21 protein-coding genes are annotated in these 20224 nt (G+C 71.4%); 18 read left to right on the top strand and 3 right to left on the bottom strand.

The window, feature by feature from the left end; translation table 11 throughout:
- Positions 1–37: 37 nt before the first annotated feature.
- Positions 38–919, bottom strand: a complete 882-nt coding sequence (locus RPQ07_RS04525; protein ID WP_313942696.1) for an SDR family oxidoreductase — start codon at positions 917–919, stop codon at positions 38–40.
- Positions 920–1051: 132 nt separating this feature from the next.
- Here RPQ07_RS04525 and RPQ07_RS04520 point away from each other — a divergent pair, with 132 nt between their 5' ends.
- From RPQ07_RS04520 to RPQ07_RS04470, 11 genes are all read left to right on the top strand, one after another.
- Positions 1052–1636: an XRE family transcriptional regulator gene (locus RPQ07_RS04520; RefSeq protein WP_313942695.1), complete on the top strand. Its 585-nt coding sequence runs from the start codon at positions 1052–1054 to the stop codon at positions 1634–1636.
- A 160-nt stretch (positions 1637–1796) separates the two neighbouring features.
- Positions 1797–2765, top strand: a complete 969-nt coding sequence (locus tag RPQ07_RS04515) for an NADPH:quinone oxidoreductase family protein (RefSeq protein ID WP_313942694.1) — start codon at positions 1797–1799, stop codon at positions 2763–2765.
- Positions 2762–3943: an acyl-CoA dehydrogenase family protein gene (locus RPQ07_RS04510; protein ID WP_313942693.1), complete on the top strand. Its 1182-nt coding sequence runs from the start codon at positions 2762–2764 to the stop codon at positions 3941–3943. The genes RPQ07_RS04515 and RPQ07_RS04510 overlap by 4 nt, the downstream gene beginning before the upstream one ends.
- Entirely contained in the window at positions 3940–5046 is a 1107-nt protein-coding gene (locus RPQ07_RS04505) for an acyl-CoA dehydrogenase family protein (RefSeq protein WP_313942692.1), read from the top strand. Before RPQ07_RS04510 ends, RPQ07_RS04505 begins: the two co-directional genes overlap by 4 nt.
- A 107-nt stretch (positions 5047–5153) precedes the next feature.
- On the top strand, positions 5154–6752 hold the full coding sequence (locus RPQ07_RS04500) for an ABC transporter substrate-binding protein (RefSeq protein WP_313942691.1): 1599 nt from the start codon (positions 5154–5156) through the stop codon (positions 6750–6752).
- A gap of 23 nt (positions 6753–6775) precedes the next feature.
- Entirely contained in the window at positions 6776–7741 is a 966-nt protein-coding gene (locus RPQ07_RS04495) for an ABC transporter permease (protein WP_313948783.1), read from the top strand.
- Positions 7734–8600, top strand: coding sequence for an ABC transporter permease (locus RPQ07_RS04490; RefSeq protein ID WP_313942690.1), 867 nt, complete (start codon positions 7734–7736; stop codon positions 8598–8600). The genes RPQ07_RS04495 and RPQ07_RS04490 overlap by 8 nt, the downstream gene beginning before the upstream one ends.
- A gap of 38 nt (positions 8601–8638) precedes the next feature.
- Positions 8639–9556, top strand: coding sequence for an ABC transporter ATP-binding protein (locus RPQ07_RS04485; RefSeq protein WP_313948782.1), 918 nt, complete (start codon positions 8639–8641; stop codon positions 9554–9556).
- Positions 9549–10208 carry an ABC transporter ATP-binding protein gene (locus RPQ07_RS04480; RefSeq protein WP_313942689.1) on the top strand — a complete coding sequence of 220 codons (660 nt, stop codon included), beginning with the start codon at positions 9549–9551 and terminating at the stop codon, positions 10206–10208. Before RPQ07_RS04485 ends, RPQ07_RS04480 begins: the two co-directional genes overlap by 8 nt.
- Before the next feature lie 136 nt (positions 10209–10344).
- Entirely contained in the window at positions 10345–11208 is an 864-nt protein-coding gene (locus RPQ07_RS04475; RefSeq protein WP_313942688.1) for a phosphatidylinositol-specific phospholipase C/glycerophosphodiester phosphodiesterase family protein, read from the top strand.
- A gap of 119 nt (positions 11209–11327) precedes the next feature.
- Entirely contained in the window at positions 11328–11522 is a 195-nt protein-coding gene (locus RPQ07_RS04470) for a hypothetical protein (RefSeq protein WP_313942687.1), read from the top strand.
- A gap of 22 nt (positions 11523–11544) precedes the next feature.
- Here RPQ07_RS04470 and RPQ07_RS04465 read toward each other — a convergent pair whose 3' ends face one another.
- On the bottom strand, positions 11545–11901 hold the full coding sequence (locus tag RPQ07_RS04465) for a DUF779 domain-containing protein (RefSeq protein WP_313942686.1): 357 nt from the start codon (positions 11899–11901) through the stop codon (positions 11545–11547).
- A gap of 296 nt (positions 11902–12197) precedes the next feature.
- On the opposite strand from RPQ07_RS04465, the gene RPQ07_RS04460 reads away from it, so the two are divergent.
- From RPQ07_RS04460 to RPQ07_RS04430, 7 genes are all read left to right on the top strand, one after another.
- Positions 12198–14285, top strand: a complete 2088-nt coding sequence (locus RPQ07_RS04460) for a SpoIIE family protein phosphatase (RefSeq protein WP_413777701.1) — start codon at positions 12198–12200, stop codon at positions 14283–14285.
- Between the two features lie 192 nt (positions 14286–14477).
- Positions 14478–15608 carry an MFS transporter gene (locus RPQ07_RS04455; protein WP_313948780.1) on the top strand — a complete coding sequence of 377 codons (1131 nt, stop codon included), beginning with the start codon at positions 14478–14480 and terminating at the stop codon, positions 15606–15608.
- A gap of 18 nt (positions 15609–15626) precedes the next feature.
- Entirely contained in the window at positions 15627–16316 is a 690-nt protein-coding gene (locus RPQ07_RS04450; protein WP_313942685.1) for a YoaK family protein, read from the top strand.
- 67 nt (positions 16317–16383) lie between these two features.
- Complete coding sequence (locus RPQ07_RS04445) at positions 16384–16560, top strand: hypothetical protein (RefSeq protein ID WP_313942684.1); 177 nt, start codon at positions 16384–16386, stop codon at positions 16558–16560.
- Between the two features lie 155 nt (positions 16561–16715).
- Positions 16716–17129: a hypothetical protein gene (locus RPQ07_RS04440; protein WP_313942683.1), complete on the top strand. Its 414-nt coding sequence runs from the start codon at positions 16716–16718 to the stop codon at positions 17127–17129.
- Between the two features lie 118 nt (positions 17130–17247).
- Positions 17248–18042, top strand: a complete 795-nt coding sequence (locus RPQ07_RS04435; RefSeq protein WP_313942682.1) for an SDR family oxidoreductase — start codon at positions 17248–17250, stop codon at positions 18040–18042.
- 107 nt (positions 18043–18149) lie between these two features.
- Positions 18150–18596 (top strand): nitroreductase family deazaflavin-dependent oxidoreductase, encoded by a 447-nt coding sequence (locus RPQ07_RS04430; protein WP_313948779.1) that lies wholly within the window; start codon positions 18150–18152, stop codon positions 18594–18596.
- A 50-nt stretch (positions 18597–18646) separates the two neighbouring features.
- Here the strand turns inward: RPQ07_RS04430 and glpK are convergent, their stop codons facing one another.
- Positions 18647–20164 (bottom strand): glycerol kinase GlpK, encoded by a 1518-nt coding sequence (glpK, locus tag RPQ07_RS04425; RefSeq protein ID WP_313942681.1) that lies wholly within the window; start codon positions 20162–20164, stop codon positions 18647–18649.
- Between the last annotated feature and the right edge of the window lie 60 nt (positions 20165–20224).

The following is a 20224-nucleotide window of genomic DNA, read 5'->3' as shown; positions in this document are numbered from 1 at the left end:
CCACGAGCCCGGCGCGACCCGAGCGGCGGGCTGTGGGTCAGCCGGCGAACGGACCCCGTCCCAACTGCTCGCGCACGGTCACCACCGGCTCGTTCACCAGTGCCCGCCGCTGCCAGTTGGCGCCGTCCACCACCAGGGTGTGCCCCGTGATCAACTGGGCGTAGGGGGAGGCGAGGAACGTCGCCGCCCACCCGATCTCCCTCGGCTGCCCCACCCGCAGCGCGGGTTGTCGGACGTCCTTGTCCTCCGCCCGGTCGAGACCGCCCCGCAGATCGGCGCTCATGTCGTCGTGCGGCACCAGCCCCGGCACCAGGGCGTTGATCTGGATTCCGTACGGCCCCCATTCGACGGCCAGGGTCTCGACCATGTTCTGCACGCCCGCCTTGGCCGCCGCGGAGTGCACGAACCCCGGCCCGCCCGTCCAGGCGTACGACGCGCCGAGATTGATGATGGACGCCGGTGTGCCCGCGGCCAGATGCCGGCGGCCGAACTCCTGCGTCATGAACCAGGTCCCGCTGAGGGTGATGTCCACGACGGCACGCCAGCCGTTGGCGGACAGCTCCTCGGCGGGCACGGGGAAGTTGCCCGCCGCGTTGTTGACGAGCACGCCCGGCAGGCCGAAAGCGGCCTCGGCGGCATCGATGACCTCCGCTATGCGGTCCGGTTCGCGTATGTCGCACAGGGCTGCGGTCACGCGGCCGCCGAGTCCGGCGAGTTCGTCCTGCGCGGCCTTGAGCCGGTCGGCCTTGCGGCCCACGATCATGAGGTCCGCGCCGAGCCTGGCGAACTCCGTCGCGATCGCCTTCCCGAGGCCCGAGCCGCCTCCGGTGACGATCACGCTCCTGCCCTCGAACGTCCCCTTGGGCAGGGCGGCGGCGCCGAGGGGCGGAGGCGCGGGAATGCCGAGACGATCTGTCATGAGGGCATGAGTATCCGGTGGCGGCCGAATCGTCCATGGGCTCGCACCGATCTTTGATCTCGACGATGCCGGTGCTGGGAGCCCGAAGGTCACGGGATTGACAAATGGCCTTGCTGTTTCTGCAATGGTTCCATGAACGACGAACCCGCGCTCGATTCCGTCCTCGACGAGGTCGGTCCCCGTCTCCGGCGTATCCGCCGCGACCGTGGTGCCACCCTCGGCGCCCTCTCCGAGGTGACCGGGATCTCCGTCAGCACGCTCTCCCGTCTGGAGTCCGGTCAGCGCAAGCCCAGCCTGGAGCTGCTGCTGCCCATCGCCCGCGCCCATCAGGTGCCGCTCGACGAACTCGTCGGCGCCCCGCCCGTCGGGGACCCGAGGGTGCGGGCGAAGCCGATCGTGCGGCACGGGAGGACCATGCTGCCGCTCACCCGCCAGCCGGGCGGCCTCCAGGCGTACAAGGTCGTGCAGGAGCCGAGTGGTCAGCAGCCCGATCCCCGGACGCACGAGGGCTACGAGTGGCTGTACGTCCTGTCCGGGAAGCTCCGGCTGGTGCTCGGCGAGCACGACGTGCTCCTCGGAGCCGGCGAGGCCGCGGAGTTCGACACCCGGGTCCCGCACTGGTTCGGCCCTGCCGGCGAGGAGAGTGTGGAGTTCCTGAGCCTGTTCGGGCCGCAGGGCGAGCGTATGCACGTCCGGGCGAGGCCGAAGCAGAGCTGACGCCCCGGGCGGAAGGAGGGGCGACGCTCCCGTCGGGCCAGGCAGGGGTTCGCGGTGGGCGGGGGCCTGCGCGGCCGGAAGGGGGCTTCCCGAGCGGCAAGCGACCGCTTAGTATGCGAACCGGAGCGCAGTACTGCCTACGGTTTGTGGAGGCCCGGAAATGCAGGCATGGCGAGTGCACCGGAACGGCGAGCCGAGCGAGGTGATGCGGCTCGAAGAGGTGGACCGGCCCACGCCGGGCGACGGGCAGCTCCTGCTGAAGGTCCGCGCCGCGAACATCAACTTCCCCGACGCGCTGCTGTGCCGAGGCCACTACCAGGTGCGCCCGCCGCTGCCCTTCACGCCGGGCGTGGAGATCTGCGGCGAGACCGAGGACGGCCGCCGGGTCATAGCCAACCCCGCCCTGCCGGACGGCGGGCTCGCGGACTACGTCGTGGCCGATGCCGCTGCCGTACTGCCCGCCCCCGAGGCGCTCGACGACGCCGAGGCCGCCGCCCTGCACATCGGCTACCAGACCGGCTGGTTCGGGCTGCACCGCCGGGCCGCGCTGCGGGCGGGCGAGACCCTGCTCGTGCACGCGGCCGCGGGCGGCGTCGGCAGCGCCGCCGTCCAGCTCGGCAAGGCCGCGGGCGCCCGGGTGATCGGTGTCGTCGGCGGCGAGGACAAGGCCCGCGTGGCCCGGGAGCTCGGCTGCGACGTGGTCGTCGACCGCCGCACCGATGACATCGTCGCCGCCGTCAAGGAGGCGACCGGTGGCCGGGGCGCCGACGTGATCTACGACCCGGTCGGCGGTGACGCGTACGCCAAGTCCGCGAAGTGCGTCGCCTTCGAGGGCCGCATCCTCGTCGTCGGCTTCGCGAGCGGTGCCATCCCGAGCCCCGCGCTCAACCACGCGCTGGTGAAGAACTACTCGATCGTGGGCCTGCACTGGGGCCTGTACAACCAGAAGGACCCGGCCGCGATCCTCGCCTGTCACGAGGAACTGACCAGGCTCGCCGCCGAAGGCGCCGTCAAGCCGCTGATCAGCGGACGGGTCGCGATGAAGGACGCAGCCGACGCGGTCCAGCGCGTGGCCGACGGCACCACCACCGGTCGTCTGGTGGTCATTCCGGAAGGAGCCGCCCGATGACGGACGCCGCCGAACTGCGCACCCGCGCGGAGGAGTTGCTGGCCGCACACCCGCCGGCCACCACCGACCGCACCACCTTCCTCAAGGCCCGCTTCGACGCCGGCCTCGCCTGGGTCCACTACCCGAAGGGCCTCGGCGGACTCGACGCGCCGCGCTCTCTTCAGGCCGTCGTGGACGCCGTACTGAACGCCGCTGACGCGCCGGACAATGACCCGCGCCGTATCGGCATCGGACTCGGCATGGCGGCCCCGACGATCCTCGCGTACGGCTCCGAAGAGGTGAAGGAGCGTTTCCTGCGGCCGCTGTGGGTCGGCGACGAGGTCTGGTGCCAGCTCTTCAGCGAGCCGGGCGCGGGCTCCGACCTCGCGGCGCTCGGTACCCGGGCCGTGCGCGACGGCGACGACTGGGTGGTGAGCGGACAGAAGGTGTGGACCTCCAGCGCCCATGTGGCGCGCTGGGCCATCCTCATCGCCCGCACCGACCCCGATCTGCCCAAGCACCGCGGCATCACCTACTTCATCTGCGACATGACCGACCCCGGCGTCGAGGTGCGTCCGCTGCGCCAGATCACCGGCGAGGCGGAGTTCAACGAGGTCTTCCTCTCCGGCGTCCGCATCCCCGACGCACATCGCCTCGGCGAGGTGGGCGAGGGCTGGAAGGTCGCGCAGACGACCCTGATGAACGAGCGCGTCTCCATCGGCGGCAGCCGCATCCCCCGCGAGGGAGGCATGATCGGCCCCGTCACGCAGACCTGGCGCGAGCGTCCCGAACTGCGCACCCACGACCTGCACCAGCGTCTGCTGACGCTGTGGGTCGAGGCGGAGGTCGCCCGCCTCGCCGGCGAACGGCTGCGCCAGCAGCTCGTCGCAGGCCAGCCGGGCCCCGAGGGCAGCGGCATGAAACTCGCCTTCGCCCGGCTCAACCAGGAGATCAGCGGCCTGGAGGTCGAACTGCGCGGCGAAGAGGGCCTGTTGTACGACGACTGGACCATGCGCCGGCCCGAACTGGTCGACTTCACCGGCCGCGACGCGGGCTACCGCTATCTGCGCTCCAAGGGCAACTCGATCGAGGGCGGCACCAGCGAGGTGCTCCTGAACATCGTCGCCGAACGCGTACTCGGGCTGCCGTCCGAGCCGCGCAACGACAAGGACATCGCCTGGAAGGACCTCGCCCGATGACGAAGGCGCCGACGCGGAGCACCCAGCCCGATCTGCTCTACTCCGAGGCCGAGGACGACCTGAGGGCGGCCGTCCGGTCCCTGCTCACCGACCGCGCCGACACCGCGGCGCTGCTGACGCGGGCCGAGGCCGGCACGCCGTACGACGCGGGTCTCTGGAAGGCGCTCGCCGCCGACATGGGCGCCGCGGGGCTGCTCGTTCCGGAGAAGCTGGGCGGCCAGGGTGCGAGTCATCGTGAGGCCGCCGTGGTCCTCGAAGAACTCGGCCGTCAGGTGACTCCCGCGCCGTATCTGACCAGTTCGGTCATCGCGACCGAGGTCCTTCTCGCGCTCGACACGGAAACGCCGGAGGTCGCCGACCTGCTGGCCGCGCTGGCGTCCGGCCGCACCGTGGCCGTGCTCGCCGTCCCGCTGTCGGCCTCCCCGTACGGCCCGCTCGCCGCGGGTGAGTCCCGGGTCCCGGGTGTCGCCGACGCGGCGGCCGCCGATGTGTTCCTGGTGCTGCGGTCCGACGGCCTGTACGCGGTCGAGGCCGGGGAAGTGGGCGTCGAGGCGCAGACGCCGCTCGATCTGACGCGGCCTCTCGCGGCCGTGACCGTCCCCGGTACCGCGGCGGCCACCCGGCTCGCGGACTCCGACGCGGCGGAGGCGGCGGTCCGCCGTGGACTGCTCGCCGGGGCCGGGTTGTTGGCCTCCGAGCAGCTCGGCGTGGCCGAGTGGTGCTTGGAGGAGACCGTCCGGCACACCCGGGAGCGCCATCAGTTCAACCGGCCGATCGGCTCCTTCCAGGCGCTCAAGCACCGCATGGCGCAGCTGTGGCTGGAGGTCGTCTCGGCGCGCGCCGCGGTCAGGAACGCGGCCGACGCCCTGGCCACCGACAGCCCGGAAGCGGCTCTCGCGGTCGCCATCGCCCAGGCGTACACCTCACGGGTCGCGGTGCACGCGGCCGAGGAGTGCGTCCAGCTGCACGCGGGCATCGGCATGACCTGGGAACACCCCGCCCATCTCCACCTCAAGCGGGCCAAGTCGGACTCGATCGCCCTCGGTACCGCGGGCAGCCACAAGGAGGCTCTGGCCGAACTGGTCGACATCGAGGCTCCGTAGGCCGCCCCCGCACCGCCTTGCGGACCTGCGTAGTCCGCTCCCCTTGGCGTGCTGTTTAATTGCGAATCGTTCGCAATAACAGTGGATCTTCATTAGGGGAGTGGGCCATGTCCGCCCGATCGATACGAGGGCTGGCCGCAGCGACGCTGGCCGCCGCGCTGACCGTCGGCGCGGCGGCCTGCTCCAACCCGGACAGCGGCGCGGCCGGCAAGAACGGCGACGGGGAGTCCGCCGTCGTCGGCATCGCGTACGAGCCCGAGAGCCTCAGCCCGCTGCTCGGCTACGGCAAGGACGGCAACGCGAAGATCTTCGACGGTCTGCTGGCCCTCGACCGCGGGATGAACCTCAAGCCCGCACTCGCCGCCGCGCTGCCGAGAATCAGCGAGGACCGGCTGACGTACACCTACAAACTGCGCCAGGGCGTGAAGTTCAGCGACGGCAAGCCGTTCGGTGCCAAGGACGTCGTCTTCACCTACCGCACCATCCTGGACAAGAAGACCAACAACGCCTCCAAGTCCGAGCTCGACGCCATCAAGGACGTCAGGGCGACCGGCGAGGACACCGTGGTCTTCACGCTGAAGTACCCCTACGCGCCCTTCGCCGAGCGCACCGTCCTGCCCATCGTTCCTGAGCACGTGGTGGCCGGACAAGACGTCAACACCGGCCCGTTCACCACCAAGCCGATCGGCACCGGGCCGTACGTCCTCACCGGATGGTCCAAGGGCGAGAAGATCAGCCTCAAGGCGAACCCCCACTACTGGGGCGGGGAGCCGAAGGTGAAGAAGTTCACCATGGCGATCATCAAGGACGACGACGTCCGCGCCACGCGACTGCGCGCGGGCGACCTCGACGGCGCCATCCTGCCGCCCAACCTCGCCAAGGGGTTCAAGGGCGACGGGGCGAAGAAGACCTACGCGGCCACGACGTACGACTACCGGACCGTCACGCTGCCGACCCACAACAAGGTCGCCGGCGACACCGCGATCCGTCGGGCGCTCGATGTCGCCGTCGACCGGCAGACCATGGTCGACAAGATCCTCGAAGGTGCCGGCAAGCCCGCCTACGGTCCGGTCCCCACCGGCAGCGAGTGGTTCACCCAGGGCACCGAGCGCCCCCACGACCTGGCCCGCGCGAAGAAGATCCTCGACGACGCCGGCTGGAAGCCCGGCAAGAACGGGATCCGCGAGAAGAACGGCGTACGCGCCGCGTTCCCGCTCTGGTACCTCGCCGGTGACAAACTCCGCCAGGAGCACGCCCTCGCCTACGCCTCCGACGCCAAGAAGGCCGGTATCGCCGTCACCACGCAGGCCGGCACCTGGGAGGTCATCGAGCCGCGGATGAAGGACGACGCGGTCCTCGCCGGTGGCGGTGCCCCGGCGGACCCCGACTTCGACCAGTATCTGCTGCTCACGTCCTCGTTCGGCGGCGACGGCTTCAACAACATGGCCCGCTACGACAACCCTGCCGTCGACGCGGCCCTGGCCGAAGGCCGCAAGAGCGGCGACAAGACCGTGCGCAAGGCGGCCTACGACACCGTTCAGCGCGAACTGGTGAAGAACCCCGGCTACACCTTCCTCACCCACATCGACCACCTCTACGTCGTCGCCGACCGCTGGGACGGACTGACCACCCAGGTCGAGCCGCACGACCACGGGCTCGCCTCCGGCCCCTGGTGGAACGTCGAGGACTGGACCCCGAAGCAGTGACCCGCCGCCTTCCCTGGGAGGCGATGGCGCGGATGGCGGGGCGGCGGGCACTGTTCGCCGCCCCCGTGCTCCTGGTCGTGACCTTCGGCGTCTTCGCCGTCGCCGCCGCCTCTCCCTTCGACCCCGTCAAGGCGTACACCGGCACGGCCGGACTGACCGCCACCCAGGAGAACCTGGACCAGATCCGCGCCAACCTCGGCGTCGACCAGCCCCTCGTCACCCGCTGGTGGAACTGGCTGATGTCCGCGCTCCAGGGCGACCTGGGGAACTCCAGCGTCCTGCGCAGGCCCGTCGCCGAGGTCGTCGGCGAGCGGATCGGCTGGTCCGCGCTCCTCGCGGTCACCGCGTTCGCCGTCGCCATCCTGCTCGGCACGGCACTGGGCGTACTGGCCGCCCGCCGCCGCGGCGGCTGGCTGGACCGCTGCGTCAGCTCGGCCGCCTACACCCTCGAAGCGGCACCCGCCTTCTGGCTCGGACTGCTCGCCATCTGGTTCTTCGCCCTCGAACTGGGCGTCCTCCCGGCCGGCGGGCTCACCGACACCGCCAGCGACGTCGTCACCTTCGGCCAGGTCGCCACGCACCTGGTCCTGCCCGCGGCCGTCCTCGGCATCTCCCAACTGCCGTGGTTCTTCCTGTACGTACGCCAAGGGGTCGCCGACGCGCTCGACGAGGACCCGGTGCGCGGGGCCCGCGCCCGTGGACTCGGCGAGCCGACCGTCCTGCTCGGTCACGCCCTGCGCTCCGGCATGCTGCCGATGCTCACCCTCATCGGCTCGCGCGTGCCCGAACTCATCACGGGCGCGCTGCTCGTGGAGACGGTCTTCAGCTGGCCCGGCATCGCCGCCGCCACCGTCCAGGCCGCGACCTCGGTCGACTTCCCGCTGCTGGCCGCGCTCACGGTCCTCGCCACCGCCGCCGTGCTCGCCGGCAACCTCCTGTCCGACGTGCTGTACGGGCTCGCCGACCCGAGAGTGGGCTTCGATGGCTGAGGCAGTGTGGCGCAGTCGCGGGCGCACCCGGCGCTCCACCCGCACCGTCCGGGTCTCCGTCTCCGCCGTCGTGGTGACCGCGGTCGTCCTCGCGGTGCTGGTCGTGCCGCCGATCGCGCAGCTCGACGAGCAGGCGGTCGATCTGTCGATGAAACTGCAACCGCCGTCGCCCGCCCACCCCTTCGGCACCGACGACGTGGGCCGCGACCTGTTGCTGCGGTGCGTCTACGGACTGCGGATCTCGCTGCTCGTGGGCGTCGTCGCCGCGCTGGTCGCCACCGTGATCGGCACCCTGGTGGGCGCAGCCGCCGCGGCCTTCGGAGGCTGGACCGACCGGGTGGTGATGCGGCTCGTGGACACGTTCGCGTCCGTGCCCCACCTGCTCCTCGGCATCTTCATCGTGGCGATGTTCCGCCCCGGGGTCTGGCCGGTCGTCGTGTCCGTGGCGCTCACCCACTGGCTGTCCACCGCCCGCATCGTGCGCTCGGAAGTGCTGTCCCTGCGCTCCCGTCCGTACATCGACGCGGCGATCTCCGGCGGTGCCTCGCGATGGCGCGTCACCGCGCGGCATCTGCTGCCGGGCGTGCTGCCGCAGGCCGGCCTCGCGGCCGTCCTGATGGTCCCGCACGCCATGTGGCACGAATCCGCGCTCTCCTTCCTCGGGCTCGGACTGCCCGCCCACGAGGCGAGCCTCGGCAACCTCGTCCAGTCCGCCCGTGGTTCCCTCCTCGCCGGCGACTGGTGGCCCACCCTCTTCCCCGGGCTGTTCCTGATCATCCCGACGCTCGCCGTGGCGGGCCTCGCGGGCGCCTGGCGGGAGCGGATCAACCCGCGCCGGAGATCGGAGCTGATGCTGTGACCGTCCTGTCCGTACGGGACCTGTCCGTACGTTTCCGGATGCGCGGCGGCCGGCACATCGCGGCCGTCACCGGAGCGACCTTCGACCTCGCCGCGGGGGAGTGCCTGGCCCTCGTCGGCGAGAGCGGCTGCGGCAAGTCCGTGCTCGCCTCTGCCCTGCTGGGCCTGCTGCCGGGCAACGCCCAGACCGCCGGCACGGCGACCGTCGACGGTGTCGAACTGCTCGGTGCCGACGAGCGGACCCTCGCCCGCACGGTGCGCGGGCGCAGGATCGGCCTCGTACCGCAGAGCCCGGCCGCCCATCTCACCCCGGTCCGTACCGTCGGAGCGCAGGTGTCGGAGACGGTGCGCGCGCTCACCGGCACACCGCGCGGGGAACTGCGCAAGGCCGCCGTCGCCGCGGCCGAGCGGGCCGCCTTTCCGGCCGGAGGCCTCGACCGCTACCCGCACGAGCTGTCCGGCGGACTCGCCCAGCGGGCCGCGACCGCGCTCGCCCTCGTCGGCGACGCGCCCCTGCTCCTCGCCGACGAGCCGACCACCGGACTCGACCGCGAGCTGGTGAACCGCACGGCCGACGAACTCCGCCGCCACACCGACGAGGGCCGGGGCCTGCTGATGATCACCCACGATCTGGCGGCGGCGGAACGGATCGCCGACCGGGTCGCCGTGATGTACGCCGGGCGGATCGTCGAACTCGCGGACGCCGACGCTTTCTTCGGCAGTCCCGGCCCCCGCCATCCGTACGCCCGGGGACTGCTCGCGGCTCTCCCCGAACGGGACTTCGTCCCCGTCCCCGGCCTGCCGCCGGAGCTGGGAGACCTGCCGCCCGGGTGCGCCTTCGCCGCGCGCTGCGAGCGCGTGAGCGAACGCTGCGGGACACAGCCCGTTCCCGACGGGGGAGTCGCGTGCCACCACCCCGTGAACGCCCCCGACGACCGGGAGCCCGCCCGTGTTTGAACTGCAGGAGATCACCGCCGGGTACGACCGCGGCCGCCCCGTCGTACGCGACGCATCGCTCACCCTCGCGCCCGGTGCGGCCGTCGGCCTCCTCGGCCCCAGCGGCTGCGGCAAGTCCACCCTCGCCCGCGTGGCCGCACTGCTCCACCGGCCCTACGGCGGCCGCGTCGTCATCGACGGCGAGCCCGCCCGCGGCTGGCGGCACACCGCCCCGCGGGCCCAGCGCACCGCCATCGGCGTGGTCTTCCAGCAGCCCAGGCTCTCCGCCGACCCCCGGCTGCCGCTGCGCGACCTGATCGCCGAACCGCTGCGGGCGACCGGCAGACGCGACGAGGCCGTCCGGCGGACCGGGGAACTGGCCGACCGGGTGGGACTCACCGGGGAGCTGCTGGGCCGCCGTCCGCACGAGGTCAGCGACGGGCAGCTGCAACGTGCCTGCGTCGCCCGGGCGTTGGTGCTCGACCCGCGCTGGCTGATCTGCGACGAGATGACCGCCATGCTCGACGCCTCGACAACGGCCGCACTGGTGGCGGTCGTCGAGGACTACCGCCGTGAACAGGGCGCCGGCCTCCTCGCCGTCGGTCACGACCGGACCCTGCTGGAGCGCTGGTGCGACCGGACGGTGCACTGGTCCGAGGCCTGGACCCCGTGAGCCGCGCGGGGCGGTGCGCCCGGCACGGTCACCAGGTGACGGATGGCCGAACTCTTGGTGCAGCACTGCCGATCAGCGACTTGGCGGGCTGATACTCGGGTGTCCCTCCCGACCCCACGAGCCCGGAGGCACCACCGTGCTGACCACCCGTCGCAGAGCCGTCACGACCCTCGCCGCCGCGCTGGCCGGCGCCGTCGCCGTACCCGCCGCAGCGCAGGCGGCCCAGAACCCCGGCGTGCAGCACCGCCCGCGGCCGCTGCGTCAGGCGCACGCCCACAACGACTACCTGCACGAACGGCCGCTGCACGACGCCCTGTCGCACGGATTCACCAGCCTGGAGGCCGACATCTTCCTGGTGAACGGCGAGCTGCTCGTCGCACACACCCCGGAGGAGCTCGACCCCACCCGCACCCTGCGCTCGCTCTATCTCGACCCGCTGCTGGCCCGCGTGCGGGCCAACCACGGCTCGGTGTACCGCGGTTACGGCAAGCCGGTGCAGCTGCTCGTCGACATCAAGACCGACGGCGTCGCCTGCTACCTCGAACTCGACCGCCAGCTGCGGCGCTACAGCCGGATGCTGACCGGCTACGCGCACGGCCGGGTCCGCCCCGGCGCCGTCACCCCGGTGGTCTCCGGCGACCGCGCGGCGCGCGTTCCCATGGAGGCCCAGCGGCAGCGGTACGCGTTCTACGACGGCCGGCTCGACGACCTCGGCACCGCCACGCCCGCCTCCTTCATCCCGCTGATCTCCAGCAACTGGACGTCGAGTTTCACCTGGCAGGGCATCGGACCGTTCCCCGCGGGTGAACGCGGCACGCTGCACGCGCTCGTCTCCGCGGCCCACGACCGCGGTCAGCGCGTCCGCTTCTGGGCCACACCCGATGTGCCCGGCCCGGCCCGCGACGCCGTCTGGTCCGAGCTGCTCGCCGCCGGCGTCGACCACCTCAACTCGGACGATCTGGCGGGCCTCGAAACCTTCCTGCGCAGGCGCGGCCGGTAGCCGGAAACTCCCGCAGACTGCACCCGTACGGCGGACACGCCAGTCGGCCGTACGGGCCCTCCGCTGCGCCAGACTGACGGCCGAATGCCGCGGATCCGGCGCGGCGGAGGAGGTTGACGATGGCTGTGTCGATTTCGGTCGTACTGCTTCTGGTGGTCCTCGCGGTGATCTTTCTGCGCAACGGCGGACTCAAGCTCTCGCACGCGATCGTGTGCTGCCTGCTCGGCTTCTTCCTCGCGGGCACGAGCATGGCGCCGACCATCAGCGAAGGCGTCGCCGCCACGGCGGAGGTCGTCAGCAGTCTGCGTCCCTGAAGCGCCCGGCGTACCCGACCGGTCAGGCGCCGACGAGATGCGACCGGATCAGGAAACGCACCCCCTCCGGGGCCTCCAGCGAGAATCCGCTGCCACGGCCTTCGACGACATCGACGACGAGCCGTGTGTGGCTCCACCGTTCGTACTGGCTTCTGGAGATCCAGAAGGAGATGTCCTCCTCGACGCCCTCCACCCGGAGGTCCGCGAGAAGGATGTCGGAGGACCCCGTACGGAATTCTCCCTGCGGGTAGCACATGGGGGCACTGCCGTCGCAGCAGCCGCCCGACTGGTGAAACATCAGCGGTCCGTGTACGGCCCGCAGCCGCCGCAGCAGATCGGCGGCGGCCGGGGTCAGCTCCACACGCGGGGTCTCGGTCATGCGCCGAGCGAAGCACGGGCGAGGTTGCAAACCCGTTGCAGAACGCTCGGCCGATCCTTCGCAGGGCAACCGGGGTTGTCATACCTGTGGAATCCAGCCATCCCACTGGTGCAGGATGGTCCGCGCCTGCATCGTTGGTGATCCTCTCCCGCCCGGCGGGGGAGCGCCCGCCGGATGCGGCCTGAGCCTGGCCGGAGGGACGATGGGAGGGTCCCTGGAGGGGCACACTGATGCCGAGGCCCGGAGTGGGTACACAGCGCCTCAAGAGGTGACGACAGGCGGACGGAGGTCGTGGGATGCGCGCTGCGGAGCCTTCCCCTGACCCTGCCGAGGGGGCCGTGCGTCCGGCGGCCATCACGTCCGAGTCCGGCGGCCTGATGGATGTCCTGAACGTCGCCGCCGTCATGCTGGACGCCGAGGGCAAGATCGCACTGTGGAGCCCTCAGGCCGAGAAGCTCTTCGGGTACAGCGCCGAGGAGGCCCTGGGGCGGCCCGCCGCCCGGGTCATGGTGCACGAGCAGCACCATGAGCTGGTGCAACGGCTGTTTGCCGAGGTCATGGGCGGTGAGGGCAACTGGGCGGGGGTCTTCCCCGTACGCCACAAGGACGGCACGTCCCTGCTCGTGGAATTCCGCAATATGCGGCTGGAGGACGACCGCAAGCACCTCTACGCCCTGGGGCTGGCCACCGAGCAGTCCACGTTGCGGCAGGTGGAGCGGGATCTCGCGCTGTCGACCCGGCTCATCGCCCAGTCCCCGATCGGCCTCGCCGTCGTCGACTCGGAGCTGCGGTACATCACCGTGAATCCGGCCCTGGAGCGCATCAACGGTCTCGCCGCCCAGGAGCATGTGGGACGTCACGTCCGTGAAGCCCTGCCGTTCCTGGACACCGTGGCCATAGAGTCCGACATGCGTCAGGTACTCGCCACGGGTGTGCCGATCCTCGACCGTGAGTCGGTGGGACACACCCCGGCCGACCCCGACAACCAGCGCGCCTGGTCCGTCTCCTTCTACCGCCTGGAGTCCTCGAACGGGCGTGTGCTCGGGCTCGCCGTGTCCGTCGTGGACGTCACCGAGCGTCATCGCGCCACGAGCGAGGTGGCCGCGGCCCGCCGGCGCCTCACTCTTGTGGCCGATGCCTCGATGCGGATCGGCACCACCCTCGACCTCGACCGGACCGCACGGGAGCTCGCCGAGGTGTCGGTGCCCGATCTGGCCGACGTCGCGGCGGTGGACGTGCTCGACAGCGCCCTGAACGGCCGAACGGGCCCGGTGGTGCACGACGGCCCCGCCACCTTCCGCGCCCTCGCCGTGGCCGCCTCGTTCTCCACCGACGCCATACGCGCCGCCGACCAGCCCGGCGAGGTCGCCCGCTACGAGGTCGACCGGCTGGTCACCCACTGCGTGAACACGGGCCGGCCGGTCCGCGTGTCCCACGTCGACGAGGACGACCTGCGGCGGATCGCACGCAGCCCCGAAGCCGCGGAGCTGCTGGCGGCCGCGGGTGTGCACTCCTACATGGCTGTTCCCCTCATCGCCCGCGGCGAGGTCCTCGGCGCACTCGACCTGAAGCGCACCCGCAACCCCGAACCGTTCAACGACGACGACGAGCTCCTCGCGGGCGAGCTGGCCGCGCGGGCCGCGGTCTGCATCGACAACGCACGCTGGCACCGGCAGGTGCGCAACACCGCGCTCACCCTCCAGCGCAGCCTGCTCCCGCAGCAGCCGTCGGACCAGCCCGGCCTGGAGATCGCCAACCGCTACGAGCCCGCCCAGGCCGCCAGCGAGGTGGGCGGCGACTGGTTCGACGTCATCCCGCTGAGCGGGGAGAAGACCGCGCTCGTCGTCGGCGATGTGATGGGCAGCGGCATCAACGCCGCCGTCACCATGGGCCAGCTCCGCACCGCCACCCGCACCCTGGCCGAACTCGACCTCGCCCCCGACGAGGTGCTGCGCCACCTCGACCGCATCACCGACCGCATGGGACAGACCATCACCACCTGCGTGTACGCGGTCTACGACCCCCACCAGGCCCAGTGCCTCATCTCCACCGCCGGACATCTGCCGCCGGTTCTGGCCCGTCCCGGCCGGGCGCCCGAACTGCTCGACCTGCCCACCGGCGTACCGCTCGGCGTCGGCGGCTTCCCCTACCGCACCACCACCTTCGACCTGCGGCCGGGCGACGAGCTCGTCCTCTACACCGATGGTCTGGTGGAGACACGGGACGAGGCCATCGACGTCCGGCTCGACCTCCTTCTGTCGCTGCTCGGCGCGCCCGAACGAACCCTGGACGCGACCTGCGAAGTGCTCCTCCAGACGCTGCGGCAGCCGGGGGACCACGACGACGTCGCCCTCCTCATCGCCCGCGCGCGCACCCACCCCTGACACCGCCGCCCCGCCGGCACCGCCTCACGGAGCCGTCGCGCCCGCTCCGCCGCCGTCAGGCGCACGGCCGCCCCGGACGTGCCCCGCCGCCCGCCGCCCCCTACCGTTCACTCTGTGAGTGATCGCCTGAACACGCAGCCGGACCTGCGCCGCGGCGGCTATCTCCGGGCCGCCGGGATCTTCGCGGTGTGCATGGCGGGAACCACACTCCCCACCCCGCTCTACGGCCTCTACCAGGAGGAAATCGGGTTCTCCGAGCTGATCGTGACGGTCGTCTTCGCCGTCTACGCCTTCGGTGTCATCGGAGTCCTCCTGCTCGCGGGCAACATCTCCGACACCGTCGGCCGCCGACCCGTGCTGCTGTGCGGACTGGTCCTCGCCGCCCTCAGCGCGGTGTGCTTCCTGGCCGAGAGCGGACTGCCCCTGCTCTTCCTCGGCCGGTTCCTGTCGGGACTGTCCGCCGGACTGTTCACCGGTGCCGCGACCGCGTTCGTCATGGAATGCGCACCGCCGGGCAAGGAGGGCCGAGCCGCCTTCGCCTCGACCGCGGCCAACATGGGCGGGCTGGGCTGCGGTCCGCTGCTGGCGGGACTGCTCGCCCAGTACGCGCCCTGGCCCCTGAAGCTCCCCTTCCTCGTCCATCTCGCCCTGGTCGCCGTCTCGTTCGCGGTGCTCTGGTTCCTCCCCGAGACCGTGCGCGAGCCGAAGCCGCTGCGTGTCGCCCGCCCGCAGCGGCCCAGCCTGCCGCCCCAGGTGCGCGCCCTGTTCGTACCGGCCGGCCTCGCCGCGTTCGTCGGCTTCTCCCTGCTCGGCGTGTTCACCTCGGTGAGCCCCGCGTTCCTCGCACAGAGCCTCGGCGTGGAGAACCACGCGGTCGTCGGGCTCATCGTCTTCCTCGCCTTCTTCGCCTCCACCGTCGGGCAGTTGCTGGTGCCCAGGCTGGGTGTGGCCCGGGCGCTGCCGGCCGGCTGTTTCACGCTCGTCGCCGGGCTGGCCCTGCTGGCCGGCGCGCTCGCCTGGGACCTGCTGGCGCTCGTGGTCCTCAGCGCGCTCGTCGGGGGCGCGGGCCAGGGGCTCGCGCTCAGGGGCGCCGTCGCCTCGGTCGCGGGCGCGGCACCCGAGGAGCACCGTGCCGGGGTCATCTCCTCGCTGTTCGTGGTCGCCTACACGGGCATCTCGATTCCCGTCATCGGCATCGGATTCCTCGCCGAACCGCTCGGCCTGGAGGACGCCGGACTGGTCTTCATCTGCTGCATGGTGCTGCTCGCCGGATCCGCCGGCATCTATCTCCTCCGCCGCCCGGCGGACCGCGCACGCGTCTGACGAGCCGGGAGCCGTCGCATGGCACACGACACGGACCCGTGGCTCACCGAGCCGCACCATCTGTTCGCCTCGGCCCCGGTGCTGCTCCTGACCCTGGCGACCGGCGCGGTCGACGCCATCAGCTTCCTCGCCCTCGGGGGCGTCTTCACCAGCGTCATGACCGCGAACCTGGCCCTCCTCGGACTCTCCGTCGGAAGCCGGCAACTCCCGCTGGCCGGCCATTCGCTGCTGGCGATCACGGGCTATGTCTGCGGCGTACTCCTCGGGAGCCGTATCACCGTTTTCCGCACCGGGCCGCGGTGGACGGGAGCGCGGTGCGCGCTGCTCGTGGAAACCGTCGTCCTGGGCGGCGCGACCGTCGCCTGGGTCCTGTGGGGCGGCGCTCCGCACAGCGGCGGCAGGCTCGCCCTGCTCGCGGTCATGTCGGTGGCGATGGGAGTGCAGGGCGGGGCCGTGCGGGCCGCCGGCGCCCCCGGGCTGTCGACGACGTACCTGACAGGCGCGCTGACCGGTGCGCTGACGAGCCTCATGACCACCGGCCGGCTCCAGTGGGACAACGCGGTTCTCGTCCTCGTCCTGATGGCGGGCGCGGCGCTGGGCGGGCTGATGCTCACTCAGGCCCGGCCCGCGGCCGTCGGGCTGCCGGCGGCTCTGGTGGCGGCCGCACTGGTCCTTTCCTTCGTCGTTCCGCCGCCGCGGCGCACCTGAAGGGAAACAGGTCTCTTTCCCGCTGAGCGGGGCACACGGTCCTCACCGATTCGAGGGGAGAACCTCCATGCTTGGCATCGCAGCAGCCGTCCTGTTCTTCATCGCGTTCCTCATCAACGCGGCGGAGATCTCGACGAACGACACGTTCACCGCCACCAACATCATGCTCATCGGCCTGATGCTGCTGGGTCTGCAGGTGGCGGGGATAGGGAGCAGCTGGTCGACGCGCAGCCGCAGACGTTGACCTGAGTCAGTGTCGGGAAGGGGGCGGGCCGGATCACCGGCCCGCCCCCTTCCCGTGCGCTCTGTGCCGACGGGCCGGACCGGAAGGTGTACCGGACACGACAGCCGGATGGCGGACATCGGTTTTCGGCGCCGATACGGGGTTACCCGAGCCCCATGACTGAATCGAACAAGCGAGTAACCACAGCGTCGAAGAACGAACACGTCAATGCCGCGCGAGCCGCGGGCGGGCGGGCCAAGCAGGCTTCGTCCCGGGCCGCGGACGCCGCTTCGGACGGTGCGAACGAGGCGCGGAACGCCACGGCGTCGGCCCTCGCGGGCGCCGGGAAGTCGGTCACCACGACTCTGGAGTCGGCCTCCAGGACGGTGGGCGGTGCGGCCGGTACGGCGACGAAGGCGGTGGGCGCGGCAGCCGGCACGGCCTGGCTGTTCATGAAGGCCCGCACCCTGCTCGTCGCGGGCGGTGGCGCGAGCGCCGTCGCGGTGGGCGCAGCGGCCTTCGCGGTCGGCCGGCGTTCCGCACGACGCGGTTTCGGCCCCGTGACCCGTGCGACCGGCGGCCGTATCTGAGTCTCCGCACGCGGCAATCCGCGTCGGTCTCGTACCGAGCACCGGGGACGAGGCCGGCGCGGATTCCCGCGCGTGGCGAACCCGATCCGCTCTGCGGAGATATGAGAGCGTGCGACGCGTGCACATTGATCTGAGCAGCCGGACGGCGGTCGTCACCGGATCGTCCCAGGGCATCGGACTCGCCATCGCGACGGGCCTTGCGCGGGCGGGTGCGAGGACGGTTCTCACCGGGCGGGGCGAAGAGCGTCTGCGGCAGGCCGCGGGCAGCCTGATCGAGGCGGTGCCGGCGGCCGATGTGGCGACCGTGACCTGCGACCTGACCACGGAGGAGGGCGCCGGGCTGCTGGGCCATGCGGTCCCCGACGCCGACATCCTCGTCAACAACCTCGGCATCTTCGGACCCACCGAAGCCCTGGACATCACCGACGACCAGTGGCGCGAGTACTTCGAGACCAACGTCCTCAGCGCCGTGCGCCTCATCCGTGCCTATCTGCCCGGCATGAAGGAGCGCGGCTGGGGCCGGGTCCTGAACATCGCCAGCGACTCGGCGCTCGTCGTCCCGGTCGAGATGATCCACTACGGCATGTCCAAGACGGCCCTGCTGGCCGTCTCACGCGGCTTCGCCAAGGACGCCTCCGGCGCCGGGGTGACGGTGAACTCCGTCATCGCGGGACCCACCCACACGCCGGGTGTGGAGGACTTCGTGTACGAACTGGTGGGCAAGGACAGACCCTGGGACGAGGCGCAGCGCGAGTTCATGCGACTGCACCGTCCACAGTCCTTGCTGGGGCGGCTGATCGAGCCCGAGGAGATCGCCAACCTGGTCGTCTATCTCAGCTCCGCGCAGGCGTCGGCGACCACCGGCGCGGCCGTCAGGGTCGACGGCGGCTACGTCGACTCCATCGTCCCCTGACGGACCCCTCGGACACCCCGCGCCACACGCGCGTCCGGGATGATCCCGGACGCGCGGCGCGTTGAACAACTGGCCAGAGACCTTTACCGACGACGGGATGGATGACCATGCCTCTTGAGGGTGAGTACGAGCCGAGCCCGGAGAAGTGGGTGCGTGACCAGGTGGAGCTGTTCGAGAGCTCCGGCGGCTCCAAGGGCACGACGCTGCGCGGGATGCCGGTCATCATCCTGACCACCCGCGGCGCCAAGAGCGGCAAGATCCGCAAGTCCCCGCTGATGCGGGTGGAGCACGAGGGCGAGTACGCCGTGGTCGCCTCGCTGGGCGGGGCGCCGAAGCACCCTGTCTGGTACCACAATGTGGTGGCCGATCCCCGGGTGGAGCTCCAGGACGGCGCCGTGCGCCAGGACATGACGGCACGTGAGGTGACCGGCGAGGAGAAGGCCGTGTGGTGGGCCCGCGCGGTCGAGGCGTACCCCGACTACGCGGACTACCAGAAGAAGACGGACCGGGAAATCCCCGTCTTCGTGCTGGAGCGGGTGCCCGAGGGCCACTGACGGCCCGTCCGAAGGCCGTCAGTGGCCGACGTGCACCCGTCGGTGCCGGTCTATTCGACCTTGGCCCAGTCGAGCGTGCGCTCCACGGCCTTCTTCCAGCCCGCGTAGCCCTCCGCACGCTGGTCCTCGGACCACTGCGGCTCCCAGCGCTTCGACTCCTGCCAGTGGGTGCGCAGTTCGTCGGTGTCGCGCCAGAAGCCCGTGGCCAGACCGGCCGCGTAGGCGGCACCGAGCGCGGTGGTCTCGGCGACGACCGGACGGCTGACCGGTACGCCGAGGACATCGGCCTGGATCTGCATGCACAGGTCGTTGGCGGTCACACCGCCGTCGACCTTGAGCACGTCGAGGTGGACGCCGGAGTCCTGCTCCATGGCCTCCACCACGTCCCGGCTCTGGTAGCAGATGGCTTCGAGCGTCGCCCGCGCCAGATGGCCGTTGTCGTTGTACCGGGCGAGGCCGACGATCGCGCCGCGGGCGTCGGAACGCCAGTACGGGGCGAACAGTCCGGAGAAGGCGGGGACGAAGTACATCCCGCCGTTGTCCTCGACCGTGCGGGCCAGTGTCTCGCTCTCGGCGGCCGTCTTGACGATCTTCATCTGGTCGCGCAGCCACTGGACCGCGGAACCGGTGACCGCGATGGAGCCCTCCAGGGCGTAGACCGCGGGGCTGTCGCCGAACTGGTACGCCACCGTGGTCAGCAGGCCGTGCTCCGAACGCACCAGCTCCGTACCGGTGTTCAGCACCAGGAAGTTGCCGGTGCCGTAGGTGTTCTTGGCCTCGCCCGGCGAGTAGCAGACCTGGCCGACGGTCGCCGCCTGCTGGTCGCCGAGCACGCCGGCGATGGGGATGGCCTCACGCAGGGGCCGCGACGTACGTGTCTCGCCGTAGGCATCCGCGCTGGAGGACGGCTTGATGCTCGGCAGCATCGACCGCGGGATGTCGAAGAATCCCAGCAGTTCGTCGTCCCAGTCCAGCGTCTCGAGGTTCATCAGCATGGTGCGGCTGGCGTTCGTCACGTCCGTGGCGTGGATGCCGCCGTCGGGACCGCCGGTGAGGTTCCACAGCACCCAGGCATCGGTGTTGCCGAAGATGGCATGGCCCTGCTGAGCGGCTTCGCGGACGCCGTCGACGTTCTCCAGGATCCACTGGATCTTGCCGCCGGAGAAGTACGTCGCGGGCGGCAGACCCGCCTTGCGGCGGATGACGTCACCCTTGCCCGAGCGCTCCAGGGCGGCGGCGATGGAGTCGGTGCGGGTGTCCTGCCAGACGATGGCGTTGTAGTAGGGGCGGCCGTTGCGCGGGTCCCAGACGACGGTCGTCTCCCGCTGGTTGGTGATACCGATCGCCGCCAGGTCGGCCGGCGACAGATTTCCGTGCCGGAGGGCGTTCTGGATCACCGAGTTGGTGCGCTCCCAGATCTCGACGGGGTCGTGCTCGACCCACCCCGATCGGGGAAGGATCTGCTCGTGCTCCAGTTGATGCTTCGCCACTTCGTTTCCGGCGTGGTCGAAGATCATGAAACGGGTGCTGGTGGTTCCCTGATCCACCGCGCCGACGAAGTCCGCCATGGCTGTGCCGCCTCTCCTGTCGGATGGGCTGGGTGTTGCCTCCGCGTGCTGCGCGGAGGG

Origin of the sequence: Streptomyces sp. AM8-1-1 (genome assembly GCF_032229325.1) — a bacterium.
In the GTDB taxonomy this organism is placed as follows: domain Bacteria; phylum Actinomycetota; class Actinomycetes; order Streptomycetales; family Streptomycetaceae; genus Streptomyces; species Streptomyces achmelvichensis.
This window is presented reverse-complemented; position numbering and strand designations above follow the sequence as displayed.

What these genes read in the sequence shown, in the direction of transcription:
- RPQ07_RS04445 (WP_313942684.1), top strand. Translation starts at nt 16,384, where the DNA reads ATGCTTGGCATCGCAGCAGCCGTCCTGTTCTTCATCGCGTTCCTCATC.
- RPQ07_RS04455 (WP_313948780.1), top strand. Translation starts at nt 14,478, where the DNA reads ATGGCGGGAACCACACTCCCCACCCCGCTCTACGGCCTCTACCAGGAG.
- RPQ07_RS04495 (WP_313948783.1), top strand. Translation starts at nt 6,776, where the DNA reads ATGGCGCGGATGGCGGGGCGGCGGGCACTGTTCGCCGCCCCCGTGCTC.
- glpK (WP_313942681.1), bottom strand. Translation starts at nt 20,164, where the DNA reads ATGGCGGACTTCGTCGGCGCGGTGGATCAGGGAACCACCAGCACCCGT.
- RPQ07_RS04450 (WP_313942685.1), top strand. Translation starts at nt 15,627, where the DNA reads ATGGCACACGACACGGACCCGTGGCTCACCGAGCCGCACCATCTGTTC.
- RPQ07_RS04515 (WP_313942694.1), top strand. Translation starts at nt 1,797, where the DNA reads ATGCAGGCATGGCGAGTGCACCGGAACGGCGAGCCGAGCGAGGTGATG.
- RPQ07_RS04490 (WP_313942690.1), top strand. Translation starts at nt 7,734, where the DNA reads ATGGCTGAGGCAGTGTGGCGCAGTCGCGGGCGCACCCGGCGCTCCACC.
- RPQ07_RS04440 (WP_313942683.1), top strand. Translation starts at nt 16,716, where the DNA reads ATGACTGAATCGAACAAGCGAGTAACCACAGCGTCGAAGAACGAACAC.
- RPQ07_RS04500 (WP_313942691.1), top strand. Translation starts at nt 5,154, where the DNA reads ATGTCCGCCCGATCGATACGAGGGCTGGCCGCAGCGACGCTGGCCGCC.
- RPQ07_RS04525 (WP_313942696.1), bottom strand. Translation starts at nt 919, where the DNA reads ATGACAGATCGTCTCGGCATTCCCGCGCCTCCGCCCCTCGGCGCCGCC.
- RPQ07_RS04470 (WP_313942687.1), top strand. Translation starts at nt 11,328, where the DNA reads ATGGCTGTGTCGATTTCGGTCGTACTGCTTCTGGTGGTCCTCGCGGTG.
- RPQ07_RS04520 (WP_313942695.1), top strand. Translation starts at nt 1,052, where the DNA reads ATGAACGACGAACCCGCGCTCGATTCCGTCCTCGACGAGGTCGGTCCC.
- RPQ07_RS04505 (WP_313942692.1), top strand. Translation starts at nt 3,940, where the DNA reads ATGACGAAGGCGCCGACGCGGAGCACCCAGCCCGATCTGCTCTACTCC.
- RPQ07_RS04430 (WP_313948779.1), top strand. Translation starts at nt 18,150, where the DNA reads ATGCCTCTTGAGGGTGAGTACGAGCCGAGCCCGGAGAAGTGGGTGCGT.
- RPQ07_RS04460 (WP_413777701.1), top strand. Translation starts at nt 12,198, where the DNA reads ATGCGCGCTGCGGAGCCTTCCCCTGACCCTGCCGAGGGGGCCGTGCGT.
- RPQ07_RS04485 (WP_313948782.1), top strand. Translation starts at nt 8,639, where the DNA reads ATGCGCGGCGGCCGGCACATCGCGGCCGTCACCGGAGCGACCTTCGAC.
- RPQ07_RS04510 (WP_313942693.1), top strand. Translation starts at nt 2,762, where the DNA reads ATGACGGACGCCGCCGAACTGCGCACCCGCGCGGAGGAGTTGCTGGCC.
- RPQ07_RS04465 (WP_313942686.1), bottom strand. Translation starts at nt 11,901, where the DNA reads ATGACCGAGACCCCGCGTGTGGAGCTGACCCCGGCCGCCGCCGATCTG.